Origin of the sequence: Acinetobacter sp. FDAARGOS_558, from assembly GCF_003937785.1 — a bacterium.
GTDB lineage: Bacteria > Pseudomonadota > Gammaproteobacteria > Pseudomonadales > Moraxellaceae > Acinetobacter > Acinetobacter baumannii.
Genome location: NZ_RKJH01000001.1, coordinates 3,178,700 through 3,204,373, shown reverse-complemented (window position 1 = coordinate 3,204,373; position 25,674 = coordinate 3,178,700). Strand labels below are relative to the sequence as shown.

Genomic DNA, 25,674 nt, shown 5'->3' with positions numbered 1-25,674 from the left:
AAAGAGATTAAAAATTAAGGATAAAAGACTTGGGTGAATGTCGTAGAGATTTGCCAAACATCACCGCCCAAACAGCGGGGTTGATATTCACCTGTTTTAACTCGAACCTCACCATCTAACGGCGAATCCCAAAGAAACGAGTCAGCTCCTTTATGGTCATCAAAGAATGCTTTGATTTGCATAATTTCGGCTTTTTTTGCTGTCCGTGAATATTGCCAAGTACCTGTTCGGTTATTGATTCCTATTGAGACATTTTGCTCATATCCATCACCAAACTTAGATGACAAAGTATTAAAGCTCTGTGAACCTGAGTTGCCTTCTAGATCTTGGCACCAAGTGAATTTACGGTTGCTCATTCAATTATTTTGCTCCAAAAAACCCACTTCATAGAGTGGGTTAAAGTGGTTAAACTTGGGTAATTAACGTCTTACAAGATTAAATAAGACACCGCCTTGACGACTTTCACGTCTAGCCCATGCGTCCATTGCATTATTCAGAGATTCAGCAATTTGCTTTTGACCTTGTGTATTGACGCTTGCGGATCCATCAGCAAACGTAATCTGTTGGCTGATTTGCACATTGCCCTCACTAGACCCGTTTTGACGATTATTTAAATAATTCGTCAAATCTTTGTTCTGTTGAGGGTTTAGTACACGTTCACCACCATCTAAAAGCCATGTACCTTCACGCGGGATATTGTCTATACCGTTATGAGCCATACCTTGGATTGTTTGAGCTGCCATGATACCAACTGAAGCGTAACCTGTTGCCCTAACAACTCCAGCCAAAACACTTCCATAAGCGCCACCTTGTGCCAGTGCTTTTGTAGCCCCCTCTTCTGTGTTAACAATTGCTTGAGCTATTGAAGCAGCCTTAGAGGCAAAGAACATAGTTTTGTAAAGCGCATTTGACTTCCCAACACTTTGCTCTAATAGTGCGGTCATGTCTGAAAAAACCTGCCCCGTCATTCCAGCAATTTGCGAATAAACTTGCATCTTGGTTTCAAAATTCTGTTGATCCAAATCACGCTCTTTTTGTGCGTAATCTGCATCAAGTGCAGCTTTTGCTTTCAAAAACTGTTCACGAGCAGCCAACAATTGAGCGTTACGCTCACTCTCATTTTCAATCAATTTAATGCCAGACACTTCATCGTTATAGGATGTTTGGAGTCCTCCGAAATCCGAAGAATATTGATTTTGCAAATTAAACTTTGAAAACTCTTCAGGATTAAGTCTATTAAATAGGGATTGAGCAGAGTTCTGACCAACTTGAAAGACGCTGTCAGAGGCTTGGTTTAAAGTTTCAAAAATTGCATAATCCTTAGATTTTGCCAACTCTTCGCGAACACGTTTACTTAAACTATAAGTTTGAAGTATTTCTTCACGTTCACGTTGGTAACGCTTCACAACAATTTCGATCTGGTTTAGATAACCCTCAAACGCCGACTGAATTTGTGCATCTTCTTCGCGTTTTACGGCAGCAATTTCAACTTGTTTTTGACGCTCAAGAGCAGCTTTAATCTCTAAAGCTTTTTTCGATTTCCCGTACTCATACTCGGCATTAGAGTCGATTAACTCTTTTTGTCGATCAAAGTTTTGTTCAATCTGCTTGATTCGATCAGTTTCAAAAGCAAAGTATTGGTTGTACTCTTCCTTTTTATCAGACTCAAGTTTTGCAATTTGAGCAGCATATAATGCATTCTCTTGAGCAAGCTTTTCTTTTAACTGTGGTGTACCAGCGTACGCAAGTGTGATCTTATCAATATTATCTTGATGCTCCTTGGCAAGGCGTTGAGCTTCAGTGTAATACCGCGCGTTAACTTCTTTTCTTGTATCATCAATAGCCTGTTGAGACTCGGCAGCTTTGTTGATTAATTCAAGTTGATCTGCCTGAGTAGGCATTAAAATTGAATTATCTACAGTAGATTTCCCAGATACTCCAGCGAACCATTTTTGGAAACCGGGTACGTAACCAGCAACCTCTTTGCGCTTGCTATCTGATAGACCACCTTTCAAATAGGTTCTTAAGCCACCTGCACCTGCATTGTAGGCCATTAAGGCTTTTGCACGATCACCAAAGTCTTGGTAGTTTTTTTGCAAGTCTTTAGCCGCTGCTGTTGCAACTTCTTCAATCGAACTTTTTGAATTAAGACCATACTGTTTTCTAAATACACTCGTTGTTTGGAAAAGACCTATTGCCCCAGTATGGCTTCTTGCTCCAGCATTAGCTCCAGACTCTTGAAGAATCAAGGCTGCTAATGTTCCAGCAGGCAAACCATACAAACTTTCAATCTGAGCAAAATTATTTGCCTTAGCAATACCTTGTGCACGAGCAATTGCCTCTAACTCAGCTTTCCCAAAAGTATAGTTTTTGCGATTAAAGCTATTAAGTGCTGCATCAGCAACCGCTTTTGGCAATTTAATTTTATATGCATTTTCTTCATTGGTATTAGCTTGAACATCAGCAAAAAATTCAGCCTTCTCTCTAGTCCAACCGCCTACACGCATATTTTCCTGAATATACTTCTCACGCAAAGCATCCTTGTTGGCCTGATTAATATATTCTCGCTGTTTTTGTGTTAAAGACATCCAAGCTCTTGCAGATTCATTGACAGCTTTTGCTTGGTCTTGCTGTGCCTTTGTTGCATCATTGGTGGCATCTTTAACTAATTTTTGGATCTCTTTTTGACGATCTATAGTGTTATTAGCAGCATTAATTTTTGTATCTAATTCAGCAACAAACTTAAGTGTACTCTCACTAACCAAGCCTTGCTTTTGTAGCTGAGCAAAAGCATTCTTAGCTTCATCTCCACCTTCTTTCAAACTCTTAAGATAGTTTTGAATACCAGTTAGTTGTTTAGTGTCACCTTGAACTCTTAAGTCGTTCTCAAATTGTTCCAAAGCGATAAACAAACTTTTTAATTGTTTAGTTTGTTTATCAATTTCCTCTCCAGCTTCGATACTTTTAAGAGCTAGTTGCGATGCTGTTAATTTTTTATATTTTTCCCTTAGCTCATCAACAACAAGGCCTTGATCTTCAAGTGCATCAGTTGCATCTTGCGTCTGTTTAGACATCAAATAATAGGCGCCACCAGCTACAGCCAATTGCGTAAGAAGCATGCCAATCCCAGCAGGACCGCCCAATAATGCCATTACACTTGTTGTTGCGCCAGCTGTTCTAGCGAAGTTTGCTAAACCCACACCGGCACGCACTGCAAACAATGCTGTTTGCCCAAGTTGATAAGTTGCAACAACCAAAGCTGGTACAAATCTTGTTGCAATACCAGCAGAAACAGCAATCGTAACCGCCTTAATGTCGCCCCAATTCTCTATCACTGTTTCGATAGCAGGAACAACACTATTTACAAGTCTTGCCTCAACGCCCTGCCATTGCAAATCCATTAATTGAAGGTTTTCTCTTGCTTGAGCTAGGCTTTTAACTAAGTCGTCAGACATAATTGCGCCAGCACGCTCAGCAGCATCACCCCATTTTTTAAAACCTTCTCCACCATTTTCTAACAATGGAATAAGCAATGAAGAATCTGAAATGATTGCTTCCATGTAGAATTTCATATCATTGGTAGAGGCTCCAGCTTTTTCCAATGAGTTATAAAATAGTTGAAGCGCTTCTGGACCGGACAGCTTTTGAAACTGTTGAATCGTTACACCAACTTTAGGGGCGATATTTGTGAAAAAGTCAGCTAAAGGACCGCCACCCGTTTGCTGAAAATCGCCTATACGATCCTGCATGTCTTTCATTTTATCTGCAAAAGATTCCAATGAAATTCCGGCAGTTTCTGCCCCTTTGGCGTAATACTGAAATTCACGCACTGAAGCATTCGCAAGTTTTGAAAACTTTTGAATATCATTTCCAGTCTGAATAACTTGATCACTAAAATTAACAAGCTGAGCCACTGAAAGACCAGCCACTGCTCCACTCAATGCACTTACAGCAATAGCAGCAATATTTAAAGAATTAGCAATCCCTTGACTCGATGTTCGCGCCTGCCGTTCAGCTCTACTTAGTGGCTCTGAAAAACTAGCCGTCTGAACCACTAGATCCAGTGTTAATCTGCCAAGTGAAGTTGTGGCCATTACTTTTCTCCGGGCAATAAAAAACCCCACTAATTAGCGGGGTTTTTAAAAATTAATGTTTACTGCTATTTGCAGTCAGAATTCCAAACTTGATTGAAGGCTGCTATAGATGTTGGGTCAGAGTTATAATCATTTTCAAAGTATATTTTTTCTTTTGTGATTATGTAGCGCTGAAAGCCAGTATAGGCGCCAAAACTATTTTTAGCATTTACCTCACCGCATAGCTCCCATTGATTACGAAACTTAGCTGTATCACCATCTTTTAACACATCTCTAACAATTTTTTGCACTTGTAAGTCGAGTTTCTGCCTTTCGTCATTGAGTTTTTCTTGTTCTGTTTTTCCACATCCAAGCAACAAACAGCCCAGAATAACAATAATTAAAAACTTATTCATTTACACACCGTTTTTCACTTTTTTTCAATTTAACAAAACGGTGTGTAAATGTCACATGCCCCACCTTATGATAGGGTTAGTTACTATGGAACCTTTCTAGATATTCCTCTAATGACAATGAATTGTCATCGTCTGGTGGCGTTTCATGAGGCATAAATATATAAGGGTCTACTTTTGTTCCCTCTTTAACTTTGAAGCCTGTGTAATGTGCCATCCAGCTTCCAAAGCTTTGCTCTAAACGGCGACCAAAGAAAAGAGAGCCATACTTTTGACGGTAGGCTCTCCATTCCATCAACTCTTTATGTGAAAGTTTTTGTTCAGCTTCTTCTAAGGTGTTTCCGCCGATTCCGTTGAGGACGAGTTCAATGAGGAGTTCTCTGTCTGCAAGCTCTTCTTCCGAGACTTTCCCAAAAAATTATTAACTTCATCAGCAGCAGCATACATAGCATTTATTAAACTAGGCTCTGCTTTATAGATGTCATTAACACTTGAGAAAAAAGGTGTTCCCTTTTGATCTGAGCAAATTGAACCAAGTAATTGAGCAGCTTGCATGTGAGTTGAATCGATTTTCTTAACTTTTGAATCCTCAAGATTCTCATAATTAAGATCCCATTCAATTGCTTTGGATGCCTCGCGACTTTCCTTGAAGTTCATTTTTTTGACAAAAATATCAGCTTCAAGCTCAACAATATCACCAAGTTCTAATGAATTGTTTTTCGTCAATTTTTTAAGTGACTCAATATTACTTTCAGTCGCTTCAACATTCCACTTGACGGCTTTTTTAACTGGAACGTTTAGAGTAGTTACACTCTGCTTTAAGTCTGTAATGCTGATCTTAGCCATTATGGAGCCACCGTGCGTTTAGTTGCAGTTACGCCAGAAGTACGAATCAATGTGAATGAATAACCAACTACAGAATCGACTTCAAAAGCATTTGGTGCTGTAGGGTTAATATAGCCCTTGAATGACCACCACATGCGATCTTCAGGAAGATCAATACCAGTGGTTGGATCATAGGTCGGAGGCGTTGCAGCATGACCCGAACCAACATGCCATTCCAAAATCTCTCCGGATTCGGCAATTTCAATTAATTTGTCATGACTGGTGTTCGTATCATCGTAATCGATTTCTACTGCACCTTCGCCGGGATCACGCATACCGCGAATATACTGTTTTGATTCTGCATCAAGACAAGTCACATCAATTTTTTGAAATGAATCTTGCCCCAAGTCAATCCGTTTAGAGCAAACAAAACGAACCACTTGACCATTTAACACAGTAAATAACTGTGTTTTTTGAGTTTTAACATTAGCCATTAAGAGCGCTCCTTAATTTTAGGCATAAAAAAGCACCCGAAATGGGTGCTAAGTGAATATGGTTTAAGTTTTATTAGCGGTTTACGATCCAGCTAACATCAAAAGAATAGTGAGGCATGCCTGTTACGGGGTCCTTATCTGCCTCGCCATAACGAACCACATAACAATCAAGCTCTATTGCATCTCTCATTGCAGTTGCAACTTGCTCCACAACATCTTCATCTGTTGCGTATACATCAATTTGAATAATTGCATTATCTGAAACAGGACGTGAATCAAGGTTGCTATTTGAATCACCAGAAATTGTTTGCCATGTCACATATGGCGCTTGTGGCTCATCTGGAGCACTTCCAAACTTCCAGACTCGCAAAATTCCATCGCTTTCAAGTAGAGCCTTAACCGCTGGATCTGCTCTGGCTAATTTAAAAATTGGAACATCAATCATTAAGCTGCACCTAAAACCACGCTGAGTTCAAAATTAAACACCTGAACAAATTTATCGGTAACTTGTTCAATGTTTTCGTATAAAGCAGGGCGTAAAAACGGAGTAGCAGGCTGTTTACTTGTGCCTAACTCAAGGAATCGCCAGTAAAAGACTCGTCCGTCCGCTTGGTAAGTTTGACCAACACGACCAGCACGTCTATTTTGGGCATTATTTGTATATGGAATACGTGCCCCACCACGCACTCCCACACGCATAACCAAAGTGTTTTTATTTCTACTCCGGCCATTTTGAACCACAATTTCTTTCCAGATTTTTTCGGGAGTGGTAGGATCATCTAGGCGTTTAACTTTTTGACGAGCTGCATCTCTTGCAATGTTCATTGCCTGCCGCATCGCTTTACGGGCAATACGTTTTACAGTCTTGTCATTACCAATTGCCCGCATTCGTCTTAATGCAGGCTCCAAGCCATGTATTTGAGTAGCCATAAATCACCCATTCCATGCTTTATCACCTGTTGCAAGGTTGATAGTTAAATACTCACGGCGTGAGTCTGGGTCTCGCATTGGGTTCCCATCAATCTTGTAATAGTAACCATCAAAAAGAACCCGCATTGTGCTATCAACTTGTTTTGTAGCGCTGCTATATCGCACCTTAGCACGGGCTTGTATTGCGCTGTTTGCTGCTTTAGCCGCAATAACATCCCTTGTTGAAAGGTCAGTAACTTCCGCCCAAATTGTTGCAAAATTAGACCATGAGGTGATTAATTTTCCTGTGTTTTGGTCTTGGGTTTGAATTGCTTTTTGAATAGTGATGCGGTGACGTAGGTCGCTTGCTTTCTGTCCCATAAATACCTCAAATAGCAGTAGGATTGCGAAATTTATAGAGCAAAGCTCTTACTGGAGGTGGTAGATAATTGTCATCAACCATCATTCCATTTTCAAGATTTCGATTGCTATCGTAATAACCGCACAGAAGAAGAACCGCTACTTTAAATTGATTTGGATAATTGCCATCTTCAAATTCATCGGTTACATAATCCAAAACAGCCTGCTCTGCTGCTTCTCTATATGCATCAAGCTCCAAATCATTATCGTTTGTGTCATAACGCAAGTGAGCTTTAACAGTTGCTAGGTCAGTAATAGGCATTATTTAGCCCCCTTCACACAAAGCTTAAAGCTTGAATGGTTAAATTCCCCAGTGTGATCTTTTTCGCAATGCCATAGGCTTCCTTTGTGCGTTACGAATTGGCCCTTTTGATAAGGCACTGAATCAGAAAAGACACCACGGTACAAAGATTCAAACGACTTTTGGTCATCTGATTTTTTTGAACTATCGGATTTTTCAAATGGATCGTCTTTGGCATCACGCTTAGCAAGAGCTTCTAGTGAGTAGTTTTGCTGCTGCATATAAATAGCATTACCACCAGGCACAGGAAGCATGCCAATTTTTGCCCGCCCTTCATCTGGGGTCAAAATACAGCCTTTAACATCTTCACGGATCATGTTGTGGAATCTTTCTGAATCCATGCGAATTAAAGTATCAAGATCAAGAAAACTCTCTAATTTAAAGTCTTCAAGATTCAAACCTTCATCAATCAGATTTTCACGCGATTCAATGAATGCTTGTAGGCAGTCGGAATAATAGATTCCATTTGCCTTTTCTGGATCATCTGGCACTGTTCCTATGCCAACCTTAAAAGGTGGAACATTAAACACACTACAGACCACACGGCCAGACATCTCCAGAAGCTCAAGCATTTGGGAATCAGCAGCACTCATACCCAAAACGGTATAAGTCATTCCGTCACCAATGACAGCCGTTTTACCGTAATTTGCCCCAGAATAGTTTTGATTCCATCGTGCTTGAATTTCTTCAGCCTTTTCTTTTGAGATTGGTCCGGGTGCAACCAAAATTCCACCCGGTCTACTTCCGTTTCCAAAGAAATTTGCAGCATTATTGATGATCTTTACCCCCATTTTGGCAACAACGCCACACGCCATAATTGGAGATAAGCCAACTAAAGGGTGGTAAAAGGTATTGATTCGATCATGAATAATTTCAGAAGCTGGTAGAATTTCAGATTCTGCCTGAGTCAAACAATCCTTACTTAATTGGTAAAAGACATTCCCATTTTTATCAATTAGCGGTGTTACCAAATCGGGGTTTAAAACCACCATTCGATAAACCTCACCAAAGGCATCGCGTAATTTCCAAACGTAGGTATTGCCGCGCAATAATAGACTTGATGTCCATTGTTCTTGAAACTGTTGCCATGTCTGATAGTTATTTGGCTTTTTTAACACCCGAAGCTTTTCTGGGATGTCAGCATGTACCAGAACACCATCAACTTTAGTTTTGAGTACAATGGGAAGTTTGCCGATATCTTTGGAAATAAGGCTTACACAAGAAAATACTGCATGAGATGCTGTTAGTTCAGTGCGTGTTAATTCGTCATTTTTCTGCCATGCGCCAGAATATGGCTCCTGTACGGTTAAGCTGTTCCAAACATTCTGCCCAGAATTATGGACACTTTGGAGGCTTTTTTTACTTTTAAACCAGTCTCTAATGCCCATATTTACCGCCTTATTCGATTGGTTTTACTTCTTTTTTAGGTTTTACTGATGCCTTTTTTTGCTCTTCATAAGGCTTTGCAACACCTATTTTAATTAGGACATTTGCTGCCAAGTCTGGTACATCCTTAATGTCACCAACATTGGCATCATGCATCTGCTTTAAATATTCAATTTTCATGAGACTGTTCCTATAGCTAAACAATTGTGATGCTTAGATATAAAAACAGCCCAATTAAGGGCTGTTTTTTAATCAATAGATTCAAACAATTAAGTGTATTGAATGAAGCTTGCAGCAATCGGACGGCGTTTAGCCCAAGAAACAAAACGTTCAGCACGAATAGCAAATTTGTTTTCTTGCCATAAGTTATGAACAGTTGTTCCATCAACTAAAGTTGCTTGGTCAGAGTAAGCAATTTCAACTTGACCACCATCTGCCATCAGAATTTCAGATGTTTTAACAAGAATAATCACATCACCCACAGTTTCAGATTCAATAACTGGGATGCCGCCTAAGGTCTTCTGATTAAGTCCTGCTTCCATGCCTTTAAAGTAGGTATTGCCTAAAGCATCGCGCATATCTGCAAGCTCTGCAGCCTTAACTTCACTCATAAGGTAGTAAGCACCAGCAAGAGAAAGGTTGTTAGATAGGAACTGAGCACGTAAAGCGCGCAAGTCATTAGCAACTGCTTCAGGTGTATTACCTGTTGAAGTAATTGGCGTAACGCCATTTAAAAGACCTGCTGGCTTTTTGGTGGTTCCTGCACTAGCGCTAAGGAATTCAGCATCAGTGAATTGAGCAGATGAAGCAACCAAGTCATCACGAATTAATACATCAACTGCTGGATCGCTACCCTCTAAAAGCTCAAGGGTGTAAACCACAATTGCAGCTACTTTATGCTTGCCGACTTTGACATCTGCGTAAGTTGGATTAGTTAAAGGCTTGGCCTCGCCCTCACCAACCCAAGCCGTCATAGAACCTGTCGCCTGCGCGGGAATTTCAACATTAAATGGAACTTTTCGGAATTGCAGCTTATCAAGCACTGTATTAGCGCGAAGCAATTCAATGTATTCACCTACTAAACGGTTTGTATGCACCAATGGTGAAGCAAAACCAGCATCAGTCGTTGTGCCTAGGGTGGCTTTTTCAATTAAAGCAATTACTTCTGGCGGCTCACCTAAGCTTTTAGCAACATCAACTGCTGATTTATAATTGCCCTTCTTCGCTTCAATTGAGGCAATCATTCGACACTTTACAAATTTTGCAAAACCAACACCTTTTTCAAGATTGGATTCAACCTCAACACGTGGTGCTGGATTACCACCACCAGCGGTATTAGCAGCCTCTTCTGGACTGCCACCTGCTACAGGTGTTCCATTTTCCCCAGCCTCTTCGGCTTGTTTGATCATGTCTTTTACACGATCAATATTTTTTTGAATTGTGGCAATTTCTTGATCAATTGCAGTAATTTGCTCTTCTTCTTCTTCATTGGGTGTGCGCTGATCATCCAATGCTTTAGTGATAACACCTTGCTTTTCTGCTTGTTTTTTTGCCAACGCATCAAGCAATTGTTTTAAATATTTATTCATAGAGATACTCCACCCTTAGTTGGGCTACCAAGTTTTACGATTACGTGTTTTTGCTCAGATGAAACGCCATCTGCTGCGGGTTTCTGAGGTTTATTGCCCAACGCGGCTTTGTATTCCTCGAAAGCTTTTGAATAATCTGTTGAACTGTCGCGATTGCATGGAATGGTCACCAGTGAGAGTTCGTACCACTCCCATTCGTTAAACTGGATGCCACCACCTTCGATAAATTGGGCCTGTTCCCAATCGGCTAAAAACCCAACTGAAAGCCCTTTAACTAATCCATACTTGAGGCTTTGATAGGCTTCATCGACACGGGCTTTTAAGTTCCCTTCTTCTATGATTTCTGGGATATGAATCTCTACTTCGATTCCCTTATCAGTCACCTTTGCATCAATGACCTGTCCGATCGGAGCACTGTGCTCATGATGGAAAAGAAGTGGCATTGGAAGCTCGAACTTAGCCCCGCTTGGGACCATGATGTCTTTTGCGCGGTCTGCATTTGGTGTGCTTGCAATCCCTTTAAAAGTTCGCTTTTCCTCGTTCGTGCTCTTAATTTCAAAAGAGCCAAATGATTTCTGTAGAGCAGGCATTAAGCTCTCCTTTAAAAAGAAAAAGCCCGCTATTCGCGGGCTTTAAGTTAAAAATTATTTAGAAAAAATAGACGTTGTATTCTTTATTTGTTGGCTCAGGGTTCATGGTCATTAGAGCCACGGCATTAAATGTTGCAATCAAAGGGTCAATTTTCCCCACCCCTGATTCTTGCTTAGTGATTCGCATCCCATTACCAACCATTACAACACGCGCATTTCCCGCTGCCCAAGTCATGAGTTGCTGACCTGCATGAAATAAATTTCCCTCTGCAAGTTTTCTTTCTGTTGTAAGGATATAACCCATCAACTTGTAGCCTTGTGGAACAGCAAGCATCGACTCTTCTGGTATTCCAACTTCTAACAACCCGTCAAGTAAGCCCCCTAAACCAAGTGGATCTAGTCCAATTTTATAAAGCTTGCCGCTGTCATAGACTTTCTTAGCAATTGCTGCCAATTGGTCGATATCTTCGCCAACTTTCTCAACTACAGTCAGACTTCCCTCTTTTTCAAAGTCTTGGTACTTTGGGATATTTTCTTTTCGGCGCTCCAAAGCAACTTTATTTGCCCATGCATGATTCCAAAGCCACCAAATGCGAGGATCTTTTTTAAGACGCCCTAAAACCGCGGATCCAAGCAAATCATCTAACCCACCGCCATCAATACCAATCGTAATGACATCTGACTGTTCAATTAGTTGGTCTAAGCCGAAAACATGTTTTTGTTGATTCCAGAACTCTGCACCAGCCCATCGATTTGCACGTAAATTCATGCCAATCTCGATGTTTAAATGTTTGGCCAAGAAGTCTCTAAGAGATTCTTCACCAGCATCTTTAACTTTGTTAAATTCCGAAATCAGATATTCATGATCAACCGAAGCACCTAAGTTTGGATTGGTTATATAGAAGTTTTCTGGCTTTAAATGTTCTCCAGCTTCTACAAGATGCTTAGGGAATTCATAAATAAGTGGCAGAAAGCTTTTATCCTCTTTAATGCCGTCACGCACATCACGGGCATAATCTAAAAGCTGCTTAAATACACCACATGGCACTTCATCTGACATCGTAGAGAGGTAAATTACACAACCTTCTGGACGAGATGCTAAACCACCCTTTGCTTCACGGAACATTGATTCAGCGTTGGCACGTTTCCCGAATAGCCAGACCTCATCTATCAAAATGATTGAAGCTTTCTTACCAGCTGCAGCGTTAGATTCTGCTGCAATAACTTTAAGTGTTGCTCCGGTACCTAGATGCGTAACTGTTTTGTGTGCTCAGATACATTAAATCTTTCACTTAATTCTTCATCTGCGCGTATGAAATCCCGGATTGGATTAAATGAGTTATCAGCAACTTCTTTAGTAGGCGCAAGAATAATTAGTTCGGCAGATTGTCGATCATTAAGAATTAATGCAGTAAGCATAATGCCGGCGGCAATCGTAGATTTAGTATTCTTCTTCGAAATCAAAAGAAAGAATTCACGAATTAATCTGCGCTTTGTGCTTGGATCATATGCGCCAAAGATTGCACGAACAAACTCGATCACCCATTCCAATGTGACATCACCCATCTTAGGGCTACCCATCACATCAACAAGAATTAACTCTTTAAAGATACGCTCCGCTACGTCAGCCACTTTGGGAAATAATGGCTTACACGGCATTAACGATTGTTTAGCAACAATACGAGTCGCCCAATCTGGGCAAGCTGTAGTCCAGATGGGTGACATTGAAGACATAATTTAGCTCATCAATTGATTATCTAAAGTTGCAAACTTTCCTGATTTACTACCTTCTCTTGCAGTTTCTGCTTTGGTTTGTTTCTTGCCTTTTCAGCAACCTTCCCGTGTTTATAAGGCAATGCTGCAATTGCGGCTTGCATTCTTAGTGGCAGCTTGTTGCCATTGAAGTTCATGACCTTAATTAAAAAATCTAAGGGATCATCACCCTCAAATTGAAATTCCTCAATAGGGTCTTCATCTTCACCACTATTTTCGGGTGTATCTTTAAGTTTAACTTTTGGTGAATCAGATGTTAAAGAACGCCCTTCTTTTTGAGCCTTTAACATTTCAATATAGACAATAATTTCAGGATCTTTTGCTAACCTAGCACCTGCGGCGGATGCAGTTTTTCTGCATAACCTGCTGAAATTGCTGCTTCTTTATTTGTCTTGCCGTCAACAATGGCAAGAGCAAATTTTTCCATTTTCTCTGTTAATGCCATTGCTCTACCTTTAACTTGATTTTAACTTTTTGCTTTAACTTTTTCTGAAAGGGAATTTTTTTTATAAATGAGATGGGGGGCGGTGTCCAACGGCGAAGGGCTTGGAACTTTTGACCTCCCCCCCTGCCTGCTGGATTTTTGTGCGTCATTTTGCTGCACCCCAAATATATTTAATAAAGCTTACAACCCGCTTCTATCTCTTCCGGTTCTGCATGCCGTACCTTGCTTAAATCTGCATAATCGCCTGACGTAAAGTAAACCTTCCCATACTCTACCTTTTCAACTGTCATAAGGTCAGTCCAAGCACCCTGCAAAGCAACCACATCACCTTTAGCAAAATCATTAGTAATCATTTAGCAATCCTTACCCGCATATAGGATCTTTATAGAGTCTATAGAATTGATCTATAAGCAGAGCTTCCACATCACCATTATCGTGACGAAATAAAACATGCTGCTTATCCAGCTCTTCCATGTAGTCTCTAGTGTGAACACAAATGGAACTGCCACCAATAAGAAACTTGTTTTCTTGGTGCATCTTTTTACCCATGCAGGCAATGTTGAAAAATCTTCTTTTGCTCTTATTAAAAGCGCCTCAACATGCCAAGCATCAACTGTGCGCTCAATTGTTATGCATTTCATTGCCGACTCTCCTGTTGGGTTTTCTTTTATGGCATGGAACACAAAGAGACTGGAGGTTTGATTCATCATCCGTTCCACCTCTTGCCACATTCACAATATGGTCAAGCTCTAAGTCTTTAGTGACAATGCCACAACATTGACAGGTCCACTCATCACGTAAATGGATCTTAGCTTTAAGACGGCGCCACGGACGGCCACCTCGACCAGAACCCCAATTGTTTTGTTTAGGATTCTTCTGGGTTTGTGCGGGTGCCTGTAGCGTCTGTAACTTGTTCTTGAATGTTTGGAGTTTCATTTAAGTTTACTCGCGCATCTACACCATTAAGTAAGTCAATGGATATCCAATCGATATCCAAACCGTCACGTTGATAACTTTGAACCAGTTTAACTAATTCAAGCTCCAGTTCTTTGCGCTTCAATTCAGGAGTTCTAGTCTGTTCCAGCATACTTAAAGCATTTTTATCCCACATCTTCCGAGTATCTTCATCAATTAAGAAAAATTGCTGGCCTTTATTCATTATATTCACCCATCCAATGATGTAGATTTACGTGTTGGTTCGCCGTCTTCAAACATCATTAGAACTTCATTTAATTGGGCGGCTTGCTCAGCATTGATTTGGACAATCAAGCTGTTTTGTTCAATCAACTTATTGTTTTGCTCTATCAGCTTAAGCACCACGTCTTGCAAATTTGAATCATTGCTCATTTTGATAACACCACTTAAGGTCATCCGGGATAATCAACATCACGCCCAAGTCTCTATGTGCATAGATGTTGATCTTATCCAGATATTTGGTGAATTCTTTAATGGTGGCCTTCTTGCTTTGCAGGTGGTCTTTAATGAAGGTATTGACCAAAACTTGGTAATCCTTTTCAAGTTGACGGCGCTTAGGTCCATCGAATGCTTGAATAACATCTTTAAAGTTCTGCAAAGCCATGTACTTTTCTGCAGTCTCTTGCCGACCTTCAACATAGATCCGGGCAAGAAACTTTTTCTTAAAAGTAAATGAAGGTCATCCTTTGAGTTACCGGTCTTTTGCTTGATCTGCTCAAGCCAAGCCCAATAAAGCCGATTTTGTGCGGCGCTCCTGTCGTCTTCCTTCTGGTTGATTCTAACGACTAAAGGTTTACCTTCTGCGGCTGCTTTGGAGTGGTTATTGTTCAGATAGTTAATTACCTGAACAATTCCTGAATAACTATTGATTGGGAATGTTGCTGGTTCCATATTCCCACCTATACCTTAACCCACCGCTTTTAATGGGTTTGTTTGGGTTATTTATAATTCAAAATAATTCTTTATCAGACTCAAGCATTGCGTTGGTTCGCTTAAGCCACTTATTAAATAAGTCTTCGCTTTCCTGTCTGTTGCCTAGTTGGTAGGTATCAAATAAATGATGGCAGGAAAAACACATAGAAACAGTTTTAGAGTCGCAAGCCTTAATAGATCTGCCTTTACCGTCTTTGCTTGAATTAGAGTGCGCGGCTTGGCTTGGTGCTGGTGCACCACATCTCATGCATGGCAGCTTGCGTACTTCGGCTAGTCTTTTGGCATCACGCATTCAACATAGACCGTAAATTATTAATCTTGTTTCTCAGTCGAATAATGATTCGATCTATAACAAGCATTTCTTCACGACTTAACCCAGTGCGAGATAAGTTCTGGTAGCGGTTTAATTCATCCGAATATTTATTTAGATTTTTCTTGGCTTCGCTTGTGTCCATAGTCACCCCATTAATAGCTTGTAAGCCCCGTAGACAGCCAGACCTAAGATAACCAAGATTGAACCCAAACAAATGTAACTATGAATACGATCTGCTCGGTCTGCCTTTCTAATTCTTTCTTGCATTCGTTTTGAATAGTCATCCATTGGCATTCTCCAAAAATAAAAGCCCCGCCAATAACTAGTATTTGGCAGGGCTTCATGCGCCGTAATCCGTTCGGCAAAATTGAGAGGTGCCCCAACAAAGCACCTCCCGCGAGATATTCTTGGTGGAAGATGTGAGACTCGAACTCACACGGCTGTAACACCCAACTGTTTTCAAGACAGCGACCCATAGACCGACTTGGTTTAATCTTCCTGAATTGCCACAGCTTTCTCAGTACTGTGGCCTACTGCTACTCAACACTACTTGCTTCTCAAAGTTAGCTATTGATCGGCTTTTGTGTCTTTCGTTCGCTTTGGGCGGGGTGTCACCCACAACTTAGGGCTCTACGGCTAACTCAGCATGTGACGAAATCATACTGGATTCAAACCATCTACACGGCAGGTTTCAGCATCTCACCGTTTGCAATACAAATACTGCAAATCTCATCACAAAAAGATGAGCGCCTATTAACTTAAGGTTCCCTAATAGGTAGGACCAGAAACGCAAAAAGCCCATCAACTTAATGACAGGCTTTGATCTAGTTTCGCCTTCTTGCGTATGGTGCAAGGGTTACTTACTAATTTAGTTGCACCTTATTTACACTTCGCACAACTTTAACATAAAAATACCACTAGCCCTGATCAGGGTCAAGTGCTCAAGCAAAATTATTTGCATATTTCTCAATAATTTTTTGATCATGTGGTTTTGTAAATAACACGGAGAATTGAACTAGGTTTTCAGGGGTAAATAAGCGATTACCTCTTTTTATATAGTCCTCCAACTCCCTCAAATTTTGGTCATGCTGTCTAAGCTTTTTGGATAATGCCTTAATTGCCACCCCGTCCATTTGGTTGGGGTTCTTGATTTCCCTGTACAGACGATCAAAGTAGTCCTTTAACCTTTCAGCATTATGCCAATTGGCGATAACATCATATTCAGCAATATTTGCGACCAAAACCCGCTTGATGTCTGAGATGTTCTTTCTACCACTTAGGATTTCAGCATTGATTTCTTCTTCTGTTTTGAAGTCATCAATAAAAATAGATCCGTTGCTTGTTACCTCTTGTCCAATTCTCCTTCGCATCCAGTAATCAAATGCATCTTCTTTAAAGCTCTTTACTGCCATCTTTATTTGCAAGAATGTCATTTTGCCCGACTGGTTCAAAATTCTTTCTAGACTTTCCTTTAACTGTGGCAGCTTTTCATACATTGCCTTAATTTGCAGATATTGATTCGCATTGTCTCTAAGATGCTTGAATTGTTTAGCTTTTTCATCAAAACTCACACCAAAGTGTTTTTTCCCGCACTTATGGCCAATGATAATTTCATTTCCATCATGCAGTGCTGCGATATAACCTTTTTGATGTTTCTTTCCACAACTAGAAATCCCACAACTAACAAAATCCCTTAGCACATAAAAACCAACTAAATCAGAGATAGTGTTTTGAACATCCTCACCCCTAGCAATCGTCACTTTTTCAACAAAATTAGGTCTAGATGTGATTTCTTCAAAATTTGTTATTAAATTAAAATGTTGCGGATTTTCTATCATTCTTGCTCACCGTTGTTTAATCTTCATACAATTATCTGAATTACCAATAAATATCAATAGTTAGATCATACTGAGCCATTTTTATATCTAATAAACTGGTAGCGATTGTGCAAAGCTGCTAAGCCACAACGAACATCGTATTTTGCATCCATGGCTGTTCGCTCTGGAGTTACTAACTGAGTCCATGATTTTTGATTGAAATAACGCTCAATAATTGCATCCATCCAATCAAGCATAGCCTCAGAAGTGCAACCGTCTAAAATATCAATAACCAAGCGCTGTACAGCTCTAGCCTCATCGTCTGTAATTAGACAGACATTAGGTTTTTTAGATGGCTTCTCGATAAAATTTTCATCACAGAGATAATAAGCAACGATCTTTTCCCTATCCCCTTTCTTAAGTCTAAGTTTTGCTTTTTTAATCGCTCCTACTAATGGATTTTCAGTAGATCCACCAAAGCGAATCACTGCCCCTTGCCAATAACCAAATTGGCGCAACCATTCAGGCAAATCATATTTAGACCAGTCTACACCTTGCATGATATGCAACTTTACATTTTCTTTTATCACGCTTTACGCTCCCACTTTTCGAACCGATAAAAAATTAGATACAACGCCAACAAAAATAAAATTCCGTGAGAAAACGCCAGATATTTACCTCCACCCAATACGATTAGGGTCAAAACACATAAAAAGAAAAAAGTGATATCCATGAAAGCCAAAGAAAAACGAAATTTAGCTAGACTTCCTGAAAACTGGTGCAGCTTTGCAGCTAATGCAGCCATAACCAAACCCATAAAAGTTGCAATACAAACAACGGTCATAATGATTAGGAACGTTTTCATTCTGCAGTCACCTCAATTGCCTTAAATTTACAAACATCTAGAAACTCTTGAACGCGCACACTCCCTCTTTTGCCATGTCGATTTTTGGCAATAATCAGTTCAGTGACCCCAAGAGGTTGTAGTGTCTTGTCATCAGTGAGCGGATTAACGAGAATAATTTGATCCGCATCTTGTTCGATCTGCCCTGATTCCTTGATGTCAGAAGCTTTCGGTTTCTTACCTTTTTCTGATTCACGATTTAATTGAACGAGCGCTACTACCGGGCATTCAAACTCCTTAGCCATAGATTTAAGTTCACGACTAATAGAGCCAACTTCTTGAAAGCGGTCTTTTTTGCTCGGATCTCTTACAAGCTGCAGGTAATCAACAATAATGCATCCTAGTTTTGTACCCATCTTAGAGAAACGGCGCTTAGCTCTCCTTGCATATGCTCTTACTTCACTAATGCTTGGTTTTTGCTTTGGCTCTATCCAGATAGGCAGATCGCTATAAACTTGTTTGTAATTTGCATATTCTTTTAGCAGCCCATCGTAAAGTGTTGCATTGTGTAGGTTGTTGTATGGGATGGAGCTAAGTGAGCTAAACATACGATTAGAAAGTGTTTCTTTGTCCATTTCTGCTGATATGAAAAGAACACCCTCTTTTTTAAGCATTGCCGTATCAATTGCCATCATTTGGGCTAAAGTTGACTTCCCAGAACCGGGGCGACCACCAACTACACAAAAATGACCGTTTTGTACGGTTCCCAGCATCTCATCTAGTGTTTTAAGGTTGAACTTAACACCTGTTGTTTCGTGTCTGCTCTGCTTATCAAACTTGTCAATCATTTGCTCTAAGGCACTATCGAGAGCACTTCCAAAACTTGCCCCCATATCAGCATCATCCGCCTTATCTACTTGCCCAAGAAGATTTTCAGCCTCAACAAATACATCAGGCAAAGTTGTATCTTTCGCCATTGCAGCAATACGTAAACCAATCTGCTCAATTCTTCGATGTGTTTTGAGTTTATTTAACTGAGTGATATAACTTTCAGCGTTGTAAAAACTACTCGGTGCATCTTGCATAAGTTGAATTAAGTATTCTTCCCCACCCATCAAATGCAAAACGTTTTTGCCTTTTAGGTGGTTACTCACCATTACCACGTCATACGGACAGTTGCTTTCTGATAGCTCTACAATGGCCTTATAGATCTGTTGGTGACGATCTGAATAAAAACATTCAACATCCAATTCTTGACCAATTGTCTCAAGTGACAAAGCTGTGGTCATTAGAGCAGCTAGTACACATTGCTCCATATTCACATCATGAATATTTGAACTAAACCCCATTACCATCTCCCTTCAATTACTTTGTATTGAGTGGGTGCTGGTTGCTCATCCTCAGTTTGTGGTTGGATAGCAACCTGTGCTGGATTAGACATGGCAAGAAAGTGATCAAGCTTGGTTGCATCGCGGCAAATTAGCGTTAGATCAGTATGATTGCCCTCAATATGGAATTGAGATTTAGAGCACCCAACAATAGCTGTCTTGATATCTTCAACCGTGTAACCCTCTTTGAGTCTTGCTTGAATTTTGGATTTGCGCGGGTTATCAAGAACGGTTCGATTATTCTTGTTAAACGTCACTTTCCAAAACTCGAAAACCTCTTGAATCTCATTTTTTAAATTCTCTTTAGGCTTTTCAGCAGACATAGGTTCGCCGTTAGGCGGACATATATTATTTTCTTGGTTAGATGGTTCGTTGGTTAGATGGTTAGATGGTTTAGGCTTTGTTTGGGTTTCTTTGGGTTTTTCTGGGTTTAATTCACTTTCATTTGGGTTTTCTTGGCTTTCATTTTTAAAGCCAGAATTATCAAAATCATTCCCATTATTACCAGAATCATATTTTGGGTTTTTCTTTGGGCGACCACCTTTTTTGCCATTCTCTGCTTGTTTAGCAAGGAAGGCTCTATACTTTTCAAGCTCTTCTTTAATGTGGTTTTGAATATAAACCCCGTCCTCATTTAATTTGAAAAACTTCTTAAGTACAAATTTAACAGCGTCAATTTCTTCCTCAGATTCCGCCCATACCCATTCAATAGCCTCTTCAAGCGTTGGGAACGATTCACGGTCGTAACAGGCATCCATGAGCAAGTTATAAACCCCATGCTGCAAGATATTTAATCTTCCAGCCTTGCGGTAATAGTCGCCTATATTTCGCTCGTAGTAATGCATTACAACTTATCCTTTGCTCTTAGACGGTTGATTACGGCATCTTCAAAGCGGTTAATTAGTGCGTACAAGTGCCCGTTCTTTCGCAAGTCTTCAATGATTTCCTTTGCGCTATGAGAAGTTTTGTCAAAGTCCTTTTCAATACCTAAAGCTTTTTCAAGATCCCTGTGTGTTTCTCTATAAGCATCAATCGTTTCAACATAAGCATCATGATCAATTTGCCATTGAGTAAGGACTTGATCCTCATCATCATATGGGCTTGCACAGTCTGAATTTTGTGCTAAGATTTGTTCATTCATTTTGGTTCGCTCCAAATACGATATTCAGACCGCTATCTGTTACAGCAGATGGCGGTTTAATTTTTTGATAAATCAATATTGAGTAATTCACTATTGGCGGGTCTTAATTCGATCCAGATATCTTGGTATGTATCTGGGAAAAGCTCTTTTCGTGTACATACCCCCATATCCTCAGCTATTACAGCAAGCCTGATTTTTCGATCGACAGGTATTGAACTCCATCCAGATACGGATGCAGCTGTTATTCCAAGAAGTCTTGCAACAGCGTTGACTCCACCTAATTTTTTAATAAGTTGAGCATCATTCATTTAATTCTCCTTGCTCACACAATTATTAGGTATGCCTAATATAAAATCAATAGGGACACCTAATAAATTTTGTGTTAGGATTGCCTAACTTTATGAGGATATTTTATGAACACTCTTGCTGAACGTTTGAGATACGCAATGGAAATATTGCCACCTAAAAAAGTTAAAGGTATTGATCTTGCTCGTGCAGTTGGTGTTAAGCCACCTTCTGTAAGCGATTGGTTATCAGGCAGATCAAAAACAATGGAAGGAGAAAATCTAATAAAAGCAGCCAAATTTCTAGGAGTTAATCCTGATTGGTTGGCGACTGGTGCGGGAGAGCCCAAAGAAATTAATGAAGCAAAATTTAAAAACTTAGATATTGAAGCCTTTAAGCAGAAGTACAATATTCCGGATAGCGAAGATGCTGTTAAGTTTGTTCAAACTCCAGTTAAACCTTTCCCTGTTCAAAAAAGATATGTGCCTGTTAAAGCTTATTCTAAGATGGGCATGGATGGATATTTTACCGATATGGGTTATGATGGAAATGCTGGTGATGGCTATGTTCCAACACATACGGGTGGTGAAAGAGCTTACGGAATTAAGGGAACTGGAGATTCAATGTTTCCAGCAATTCGCAATGGTTGGTATGTTGTATGCGACCCTGATGCTGAGCTAGTGCCGACTGAATTCGTTCAGGTGTGCCTGAAGGATGGGAGATGTACCATTAAAGAATTTATTGGAATCCATAATAATGTACTAAGCCTTATTGCAGTAAATGGCGGTGAACGCCTTACTTTCAACATGGATGAAGTTGAAAGTATTACAGCTATTACAGATATCGTACCGCCTAGCCAACACAGACAAGAACATCCTTATTCGCATTAATCACAGGAAGACTTATGGACAACTCTAAACTACCAATCAACCAGATTATTGCTCGCATCAATGATGCTGCGAAACATGGTGAGGCTTTGGTGCTAACCGCTGAAGAAGTAAAGATTCTTTCTAAAGATATTGGCGACAAAGTCTTTATTCCTGTGCTTACTAATGAGCAGGTCGTGCAGTTGGTAAAAGAAGGAAAGCTTGGGCAGAAAATTAATAACACCAAAGATTAATAAGCTGTGAACCCGACACAGTACTTTATAACAGTTCGGGCAAAGTGGTGCGACAACCAATGTCAAACTCATGATGAAACTAAAAATACAGACTGTTAGACTATGACAATAACCAATACAGACCTGATTGATGATGATGCTATGAGTGAGAAATTCCATGTAGTTTATGATGGCAAAGCATTAGAAGAACACCTAATGGATGTTCGAGATCTTGCGCCTGCTATGATGGCTATAAGTGACCTCTTGACTCATGCCAATAAAGAGATCAATGGGGATAAGCTTGAAATTCAATTAAATGTCAAAGCAAACTTTAAAACAGGTTGTTTTGGAATAGAATTTGTTGAGCACCTATCTTGGGTGAATCAAATCAAAGATCTATTAGTTGGCCCTACTGCAACGGCCTTAGCAAACGCAAGTGGGATCTTGGGATTGGTTGGTTTTTTTGGGGGTGCTACTGTTGGTGTAATTCAAATCTATAAAAAACTGAAAGGCAACCCTCCTGTTAAGATAGAGGAAACTGTTGATCATGCAAAAGTCTTTTACACTGAAACTGAATATTTAGAAGTTGATAAAAGAGCGTTACGTCTTTACCGAAGCAAGGTGATTGCATCCGATATTGAAAAAATGCTAGAACCACTAAGCAAAGATGGGATTGACTCATTTTATGTTGTAAAAGAAATGCTTGATGAAAATGTTGAGCTATTTATTGACAAAAAAGAAGTTGAGTATTTTAAATTTCAGGACATTGATGATCATTTGAGCGAAAGCATCACAGAAACTTTTTTGCAAATTGAATCAATATCATTTAAGGAAAAAAACAAGTGGCGATTCAATAATGGCGGCTCAACAATTAATGCTTCTATTACTGATGAGGTGTTTCTGCAAAAGATTGATTCTGGATTGCTTCGTTTTGGTAAGGGCGACTTACTTAAGGTTAAGCTAAAGACCATCCAATTTTTAGCTCATACAAAACTTAAGACAGAGTTTGAGGTTATGGAAGTTATTGAGCATAAGACTACCAAACAAGAAGAATTTGATTTTTAAAATACAAAATTAGCAACGCTTAACCCACCCCGTGTGGGTTTTCTTTTGTCTATCAAATAAAAAATTAGGAATACCAAATTTAATTAGGCTTCCCTATTGACATTGAAATTAGGCAAGCCTAATATTTATATCAACAAACACAAAAAGCCCCACACTGTGGAGCTGATTTACTAACTAGATGCTTTCTCTGTCCTCTACCAAAATTTCAGAGCAGCATCGCTATAACTGGTGCTTTATTATGAACCAAATCACAGATATTAGTCAACAGGGCTGCATTAGCCCATACCTTCGCTCATCAAACAAAAACAAGACTCCTGAAAAGATGCTTGCCCAAATTAATGCATGGTTGCTTGATGAGGACTTTTGTCATTATTTTTCAATTCAAATACAAGGCCAAGAGGTTTATCCATTCGGCGTGATAAATCGTCCGTTCTTTCATCTTGATCAAGCAGAAAGAAAGCTAGAAAGCTTAAAAAGCTCAAATCCAGAAGTGGATTACTACATTACTGCAGGCGCTTTTGCCACCTATGCTTTAAATTTTGAAGACGAAGAGGCGCCAATGTGGGAGCGAGTTTGGCTCAATTTTCATGAGTACCGACTAATAAATCTTCAAGTTCAGAAAATGTCTCATGACGAGTTGGTAAAACTTGTACCAAATTATAATGAAACATTGCTTTGGCAAGAAACTCAAAACACTGAAAGTGCTTGTCACTATTACATGGCTACAGCATTAGATGAGTCTGACCAAGGCATCTCTATGTCATCAGAGTGGTTTATTGATTTGTTAGATGCCATTAGTGCAAAACAGTATTTTTCCAAAACATATCCTGGTCGCAAAGTTGAGATTCGCTCAGGCGTTGTGTCCACTGAAGATTTAATGGCTTTAGATGGCCGTACTAGTGATTGCTATCAAGCTCTAATCGATGCTCACAAAGAGCGCTTAGCTTCACTTAAAAATAAAGGGGAATAATCATGCGTACTAGTTCACAACTTTTTCCAGAAAACAAAAGCGTGACTGTGGATGACCTTATTGCAGCTCGTAGTGAAGCTAAGAATGATATGGGTGATATCAATGCCCTACTGTCCGCAATTGAGCTAAGTCTTGTTGACAAACTTAAGGACCATAACTTAAGTAAGTTTGCCTTTGATAAAACCTTTCGCTTGATTGATGTTGCCAAAACTCAAGCAGATTTATCTCAAGATTATCACAACGGCGAACTTGCTCAATTAACTGGTGGTCAATACCAACTTGATGAGTTGAAAAATAATATTACACACCTAGAGGTTGTCCCAGAGACGCAAGTAATCAACACAAATCATTTAGCTCCAGCGAATGCGGCCATCTCTAAAACACTTACGGAAGGTTTTAAGAATGACGGACGGCGTTAATTACGCCGACCTCTCTAGGGAGGTTCTTTTTAAGGCGTTTTTATTGTGGCTTACAAAGATTGGGTATCGCGGAATTGTTAGACCATGTGGGCGTATGGAGTTTTATTGCGCCACGGTAAGCAAACTTTTTCCTAGAAACGTACACATCATGTATGACGGGAAAATGAATAAAGCAGCTACCCAACTTTATAAAGAATTTGAAGATCATTTAAAGGCGTGATCATGAGTAATGTAATTCGCTTTAGACGAAACGGGCTTGCACACAAGATCAGCCCGCAAGATGTGAAACAAAGATTAATCAATCCAAGTAAGGATGTTGAACTAAAGAAAGCAGATCAAATACTTGGAATTGATTTTGAAAGCTTGCCATATGATGAGCTTTTAAAGTTGGCTAGAGCTGGAGCTATAGACCTTATAGAAACAGATGCTCGCTATAAGAAAACCAATAATGCAACTAAACAGATTCTTCACTTGCTAGGTAGATTCTTGGATCGCCGATCTAAAGAGGAATGGAAGAAGTATAACGACTCCATGACACTAGATTCAGAAGCAGCAGCAAGAGCTATCGCCTTTGAGGAAGCCAATAACATCTTGCCAGAATTAGCGGGCAGTACGTTTGCCAATGTGTTTGCAAATAAAAATGAGGTGCAACCATGAACTTTTTGAAACAAGTAACTCTTAATTATAAGCACCTTCAAGCAACAAGTCTTTTTGCTGCACATCGTGAAGTAAGGTTCTACTTAATGGGTGTATTGGTTAAAGATGGAGTGATGGCCGCAACAAATGGACATTGTGCTCTTATCTGTGACGCTCCAGAAGTAAAAGATTTAGAGGTGATTATCCCAATTGAAATAGTTAAATCTTTTATTAAAAAGGTCGGTAATAACCCAAAAGTAAAGACTATCACTTTAAGCCAAATTGATGATGAATTTTGGTTGCTGGATTACGAAAATGGGATGTTTGAATTCTTCCGACCAATTGACGGCAAGTTTCCAGATATAAGCCGTGTTGATATTCCAAAACCGACCGAACCCCCTAAAGAGTTTGTGCAGTGGAATTTAGAATATGTGGGCCAATTCATGAAGTGCTCCAAAATTCTTAATTGCCGATTCCCTCTCTTTTATCCATCTGGTGCCACTACTTCAACTTATGTGGAATTTGTGGACGGCGTACACGGCCTATTGATGCCATTGCGAGTTTGAGGAGA

General features: G+C 39.8%; 35 protein-coding genes, 1 tRNA gene and 4 pseudogenes. 7 read left to right on the top strand and 33 right to left on the bottom strand.

Features of this window, described 5'->3' with window-relative positions:
- Positions 1-14: 14 nt before the first annotated feature.
- From EGT34_RS15445 to EGT34_RS15305, 33 genes and pseudogenes are all read right to left on the bottom strand, one after another.
- A complete protein-coding gene (locus EGT34_RS15445) occupies positions 15-356 on the bottom strand; it encodes a phage tail protein (protein WP_000071085.1) in 342 nt (113 codons plus the stop codon).
- Positions 357-419: 63 nt separating this feature from the next.
- Positions 420-4,094, bottom strand: coding sequence for a transglycosylase SLT domain-containing protein (locus EGT34_RS15440; RefSeq protein WP_125305486.1), 3,675 nt, complete (start codon positions 4,092-4,094; stop codon positions 420-422).
- Positions 4,095-4,159: 65 nt separating this feature from the next.
- A complete protein-coding gene (locus EGT34_RS15435; RefSeq protein WP_031979559.1) occupies positions 4,160-4,489 on the bottom strand; it encodes a hypothetical protein in 330 nt (109 codons plus the stop codon).
- A 76-nt stretch (positions 4,490-4,565) separates the two neighbouring features.
- Positions 4,566-4,781: a hypothetical protein gene (locus EGT34_RS15430; protein WP_002021720.1), complete on the bottom strand. Its 216-nt coding sequence runs from the start codon at positions 4,779-4,781 to the stop codon at positions 4,566-4,568.
- A gap of 35 nt (positions 4,782-4,816) precedes the next feature.
- Positions 4,817-5,332, bottom strand: coding sequence for a phage tail assembly chaperone family protein, TAC (locus EGT34_RS15425; protein ID WP_001074128.1), 516 nt, complete (start codon positions 5,330-5,332; stop codon positions 4,817-4,819).
- Positions 5,332-5,805 (bottom strand): phage tail tube protein, encoded by a 474-nt coding sequence (locus EGT34_RS15420; protein ID WP_031979558.1) that lies wholly within the window; start codon positions 5,803-5,805, stop codon positions 5,332-5,334. Before EGT34_RS15420 ends, EGT34_RS15425 begins: the two co-directional genes overlap by 1 nt.
- Positions 5,806-5,878: 73 nt before the next feature.
- Complete coding sequence (gene gp17, locus EGT34_RS15415) at positions 5,879-6,250, bottom strand: tail completion protein gp17 (RefSeq protein WP_031979557.1); 372 nt, start codon at positions 6,248-6,250, stop codon at positions 5,879-5,881.
- Positions 6,250-6,735 (bottom strand): HK97-gp10 family putative phage morphogenesis protein, encoded by a 486-nt coding sequence (locus EGT34_RS15410; protein ID WP_031979556.1) that lies wholly within the window; start codon positions 6,733-6,735, stop codon positions 6,250-6,252. The genes gp17 and EGT34_RS15410 overlap by 1 nt, the downstream gene beginning before the upstream one ends.
- A gap of 3 nt (positions 6,736-6,738) precedes the next feature.
- Positions 6,739-7,095 (bottom strand): phage head closure protein, encoded by a 357-nt coding sequence (locus EGT34_RS15405; RefSeq protein WP_031979554.1) that lies wholly within the window; start codon positions 7,093-7,095, stop codon positions 6,739-6,741.
- 7 nt (positions 7,096-7,102) lie between these two features.
- Positions 7,103-7,396, bottom strand: a complete 294-nt coding sequence (locus EGT34_RS15400) for a head-tail connector protein (RefSeq protein ID WP_031979553.1) — start codon at positions 7,394-7,396, stop codon at positions 7,103-7,105.
- On the bottom strand, positions 7,396-8,823 hold the full coding sequence (locus EGT34_RS15395; RefSeq protein WP_031979552.1) for a phage portal protein: 1,428 nt from the start codon (positions 8,821-8,823) through the stop codon (positions 7,396-7,398). The genes EGT34_RS15400 and EGT34_RS15395 overlap by 1 nt, the downstream gene beginning before the upstream one ends.
- Before the next feature lie 10 nt (positions 8,824-8,833).
- Complete coding sequence (locus tag EGT34_RS21045) at positions 8,834-9,001, bottom strand: hypothetical protein (RefSeq protein ID WP_162830747.1); 168 nt, start codon at positions 8,999-9,001, stop codon at positions 8,834-8,836.
- 89 nt (positions 9,002-9,090) lie between these two features.
- Positions 9,091-10,410, bottom strand: a complete 1,320-nt coding sequence (locus EGT34_RS15390; RefSeq protein ID WP_031979551.1) for a phage major capsid protein — start codon at positions 10,408-10,410, stop codon at positions 9,091-9,093.
- Positions 10,407-11,000, bottom strand: coding sequence for an HK97 family phage prohead protease (locus EGT34_RS15385; RefSeq protein ID WP_031979550.1), 594 nt, complete (start codon positions 10,998-11,000; stop codon positions 10,407-10,409). The genes EGT34_RS15390 and EGT34_RS15385 overlap by 4 nt, the downstream gene beginning before the upstream one ends.
- 58 nt (positions 11,001-11,058) lie before the next feature.
- Positions 11,059-12,734, bottom strand: a pseudogene (locus tag EGT34_RS15380) (terminase large subunit).
- 3 nt (positions 12,735-12,737) lie between these two features.
- Positions 12,738-13,218: pseudogene (locus EGT34_RS15375) on the bottom strand (terminase small subunit).
- Between the two features lie 170 nt (positions 13,219-13,388).
- A complete protein-coding gene (locus EGT34_RS15370; protein ID WP_024437296.1) occupies positions 13,389-13,571 on the bottom strand; it encodes a hypothetical protein in 183 nt (60 codons plus the stop codon).
- A 51-nt stretch (positions 13,572-13,622) separates the two neighbouring features.
- Positions 13,623-13,859, bottom strand: a complete 237-nt coding sequence (locus tag EGT34_RS15365; protein ID WP_416376728.1) for a hypothetical protein — start codon at positions 13,857-13,859, stop codon at positions 13,623-13,625.
- A pseudogene (locus tag EGT34_RS15360) lies at positions 13,856-14,154 on the bottom strand (HNH endonuclease). The gene EGT34_RS15365 and the pseudogene EGT34_RS15360 overlap by 4 nt, the downstream one beginning before the upstream one ends.
- The gene (locus tag EGT34_RS15355) at positions 14,084-14,329 is read right to left on the bottom strand and encodes a hypothetical protein (RefSeq protein WP_049867487.1); all 246 of its coding nucleotides are present in this window, start codon (positions 14,327-14,329) and stop codon (positions 14,084-14,086) included. Before EGT34_RS15355 ends, EGT34_RS15360 begins: the two are co-directional and overlap by 71 nt.
- Before the next feature lie 53 nt (positions 14,330-14,382).
- A complete protein-coding gene (locus EGT34_RS15350) occupies positions 14,383-14,565 on the bottom strand; it encodes a hypothetical protein (protein WP_024437298.1) in 183 nt (60 codons plus the stop codon).
- A pseudogene (locus tag EGT34_RS21545) lies at positions 14,555-15,084 on the bottom strand (hypothetical protein). Before EGT34_RS21545 ends, EGT34_RS15350 begins: the two are co-directional and overlap by 11 nt.
- Before the next feature lie 58 nt (positions 15,085-15,142).
- Positions 15,143-15,373 (bottom strand): hypothetical protein, encoded by a 231-nt coding sequence (locus EGT34_RS15340; protein ID WP_125551029.1) that lies wholly within the window; start codon positions 15,371-15,373, stop codon positions 15,143-15,145.
- Positions 15,374-15,410: 37 nt separating this feature from the next.
- A complete protein-coding gene (locus EGT34_RS21040) occupies positions 15,411-15,581 on the bottom strand; it encodes a hypothetical protein (protein WP_162830746.1) in 171 nt (56 codons plus the stop codon).
- Positions 15,582-15,583: 2 nt separating this feature from the next.
- Positions 15,584-15,727, bottom strand: a complete 144-nt coding sequence (locus EGT34_RS21035) for a hypothetical protein (RefSeq protein ID WP_153310298.1) — start codon at positions 15,725-15,727, stop codon at positions 15,584-15,586.
- A gap of 120 nt (positions 15,728-15,847) precedes the next feature.
- Positions 15,848-15,938, bottom strand: a tRNA-Ser gene (locus EGT34_RS20910).
- Between the two features lie 442 nt (positions 15,939-16,380).
- Complete coding sequence (locus EGT34_RS15335) at positions 16,381-17,277, bottom strand: hypothetical protein (protein ID WP_024437301.1); 897 nt, start codon at positions 17,275-17,277, stop codon at positions 16,381-16,383.
- Between the two features lie 65 nt (positions 17,278-17,342).
- Complete coding sequence (locus EGT34_RS15330) at positions 17,343-17,816, bottom strand: hypothetical protein (RefSeq protein WP_031971957.1); 474 nt, start codon at positions 17,814-17,816, stop codon at positions 17,343-17,345.
- A 26-nt stretch (positions 17,817-17,842) separates the two neighbouring features.
- The gene (locus EGT34_RS15325) at positions 17,843-18,121 is read right to left on the bottom strand and encodes a hypothetical protein (protein ID WP_024437303.1); all 279 of its coding nucleotides are present in this window, start codon (positions 18,119-18,121) and stop codon (positions 17,843-17,845) included.
- On the bottom strand, positions 18,118-19,449 hold the full coding sequence (locus tag EGT34_RS15320; RefSeq protein ID WP_024437304.1) for a replicative DNA helicase: 1,332 nt from the start codon (positions 19,447-19,449) through the stop codon (positions 18,118-18,120). Before EGT34_RS15320 ends, EGT34_RS15325 begins: the two co-directional genes overlap by 4 nt.
- Positions 19,449-20,333 (bottom strand): YdaU family protein, encoded by an 885-nt coding sequence (locus EGT34_RS15315; RefSeq protein WP_014538336.1) that lies wholly within the window; start codon positions 20,331-20,333, stop codon positions 19,449-19,451. The genes EGT34_RS15320 and EGT34_RS15315 overlap by 1 nt, the downstream gene beginning before the upstream one ends.
- Positions 20,333-20,629: a hypothetical protein gene (locus EGT34_RS15310; RefSeq protein WP_001005280.1), complete on the bottom strand. Its 297-nt coding sequence runs from the start codon at positions 20,627-20,629 to the stop codon at positions 20,333-20,335. The genes EGT34_RS15315 and EGT34_RS15310 overlap by 1 nt, the downstream gene beginning before the upstream one ends.
- A 56-nt stretch (positions 20,630-20,685) precedes the next feature.
- Positions 20,686-20,937 carry a Cro/CI family transcriptional regulator gene (locus EGT34_RS15305; protein ID WP_031979547.1) on the bottom strand — a complete coding sequence of 84 codons (252 nt, stop codon included), beginning with the start codon at positions 20,935-20,937 and terminating at the stop codon, positions 20,686-20,688.
- Between the two features lie 105 nt (positions 20,938-21,042).
- Here EGT34_RS15305 and EGT34_RS15300 point away from each other — a divergent pair, with 105 nt between their 5' ends.
- From EGT34_RS15300 to EGT34_RS15265, 7 genes are all read left to right on the top strand, one after another.
- The gene (locus tag EGT34_RS15300; protein WP_031979546.1) at positions 21,043-21,804 is read left to right on the top strand and encodes a S24 family peptidase; all 762 of its coding nucleotides are present in this window, start codon (positions 21,043-21,045) and stop codon (positions 21,802-21,804) included.
- A 14-nt stretch (positions 21,805-21,818) separates the two neighbouring features.
- Entirely contained in the window at positions 21,819-22,034 is a 216-nt protein-coding gene (locus EGT34_RS15295; RefSeq protein ID WP_000370477.1) for a hypothetical protein, read from the top strand.
- A 102-nt stretch (positions 22,035-22,136) separates the two neighbouring features.
- A complete protein-coding gene (locus EGT34_RS15290; protein ID WP_020753284.1) occupies positions 22,137-23,078 on the top strand; it encodes a hypothetical protein in 942 nt (313 codons plus the stop codon).
- Positions 23,079-23,316: 238 nt separating this feature from the next.
- A complete protein-coding gene (locus EGT34_RS15285) occupies positions 23,317-24,048 on the top strand; it encodes a hypothetical protein (RefSeq protein ID WP_031979408.1) in 732 nt (243 codons plus the stop codon).
- A 2-nt stretch (positions 24,049-24,050) separates the two neighbouring features.
- Positions 24,051-24,467, top strand: coding sequence for a hypothetical protein (locus EGT34_RS15280; protein WP_031979409.1), 417 nt, complete (start codon positions 24,051-24,053; stop codon positions 24,465-24,467).
- 222 nt (positions 24,468-24,689) lie between these two features.
- Positions 24,690-25,124 carry a hypothetical protein gene (locus tag EGT34_RS15270; RefSeq protein ID WP_031979411.1) on the top strand — a complete coding sequence of 145 codons (435 nt, stop codon included), beginning with the start codon at positions 24,690-24,692 and terminating at the stop codon, positions 25,122-25,124.
- Positions 25,121-25,669, top strand: a complete 549-nt coding sequence (locus EGT34_RS15265) for a hypothetical protein (RefSeq protein ID WP_001010136.1) — start codon at positions 25,121-25,123, stop codon at positions 25,667-25,669. The genes EGT34_RS15270 and EGT34_RS15265 overlap by 4 nt, the downstream gene beginning before the upstream one ends.
- Positions 25,670-25,674 lie beyond the last annotated feature (5 nt).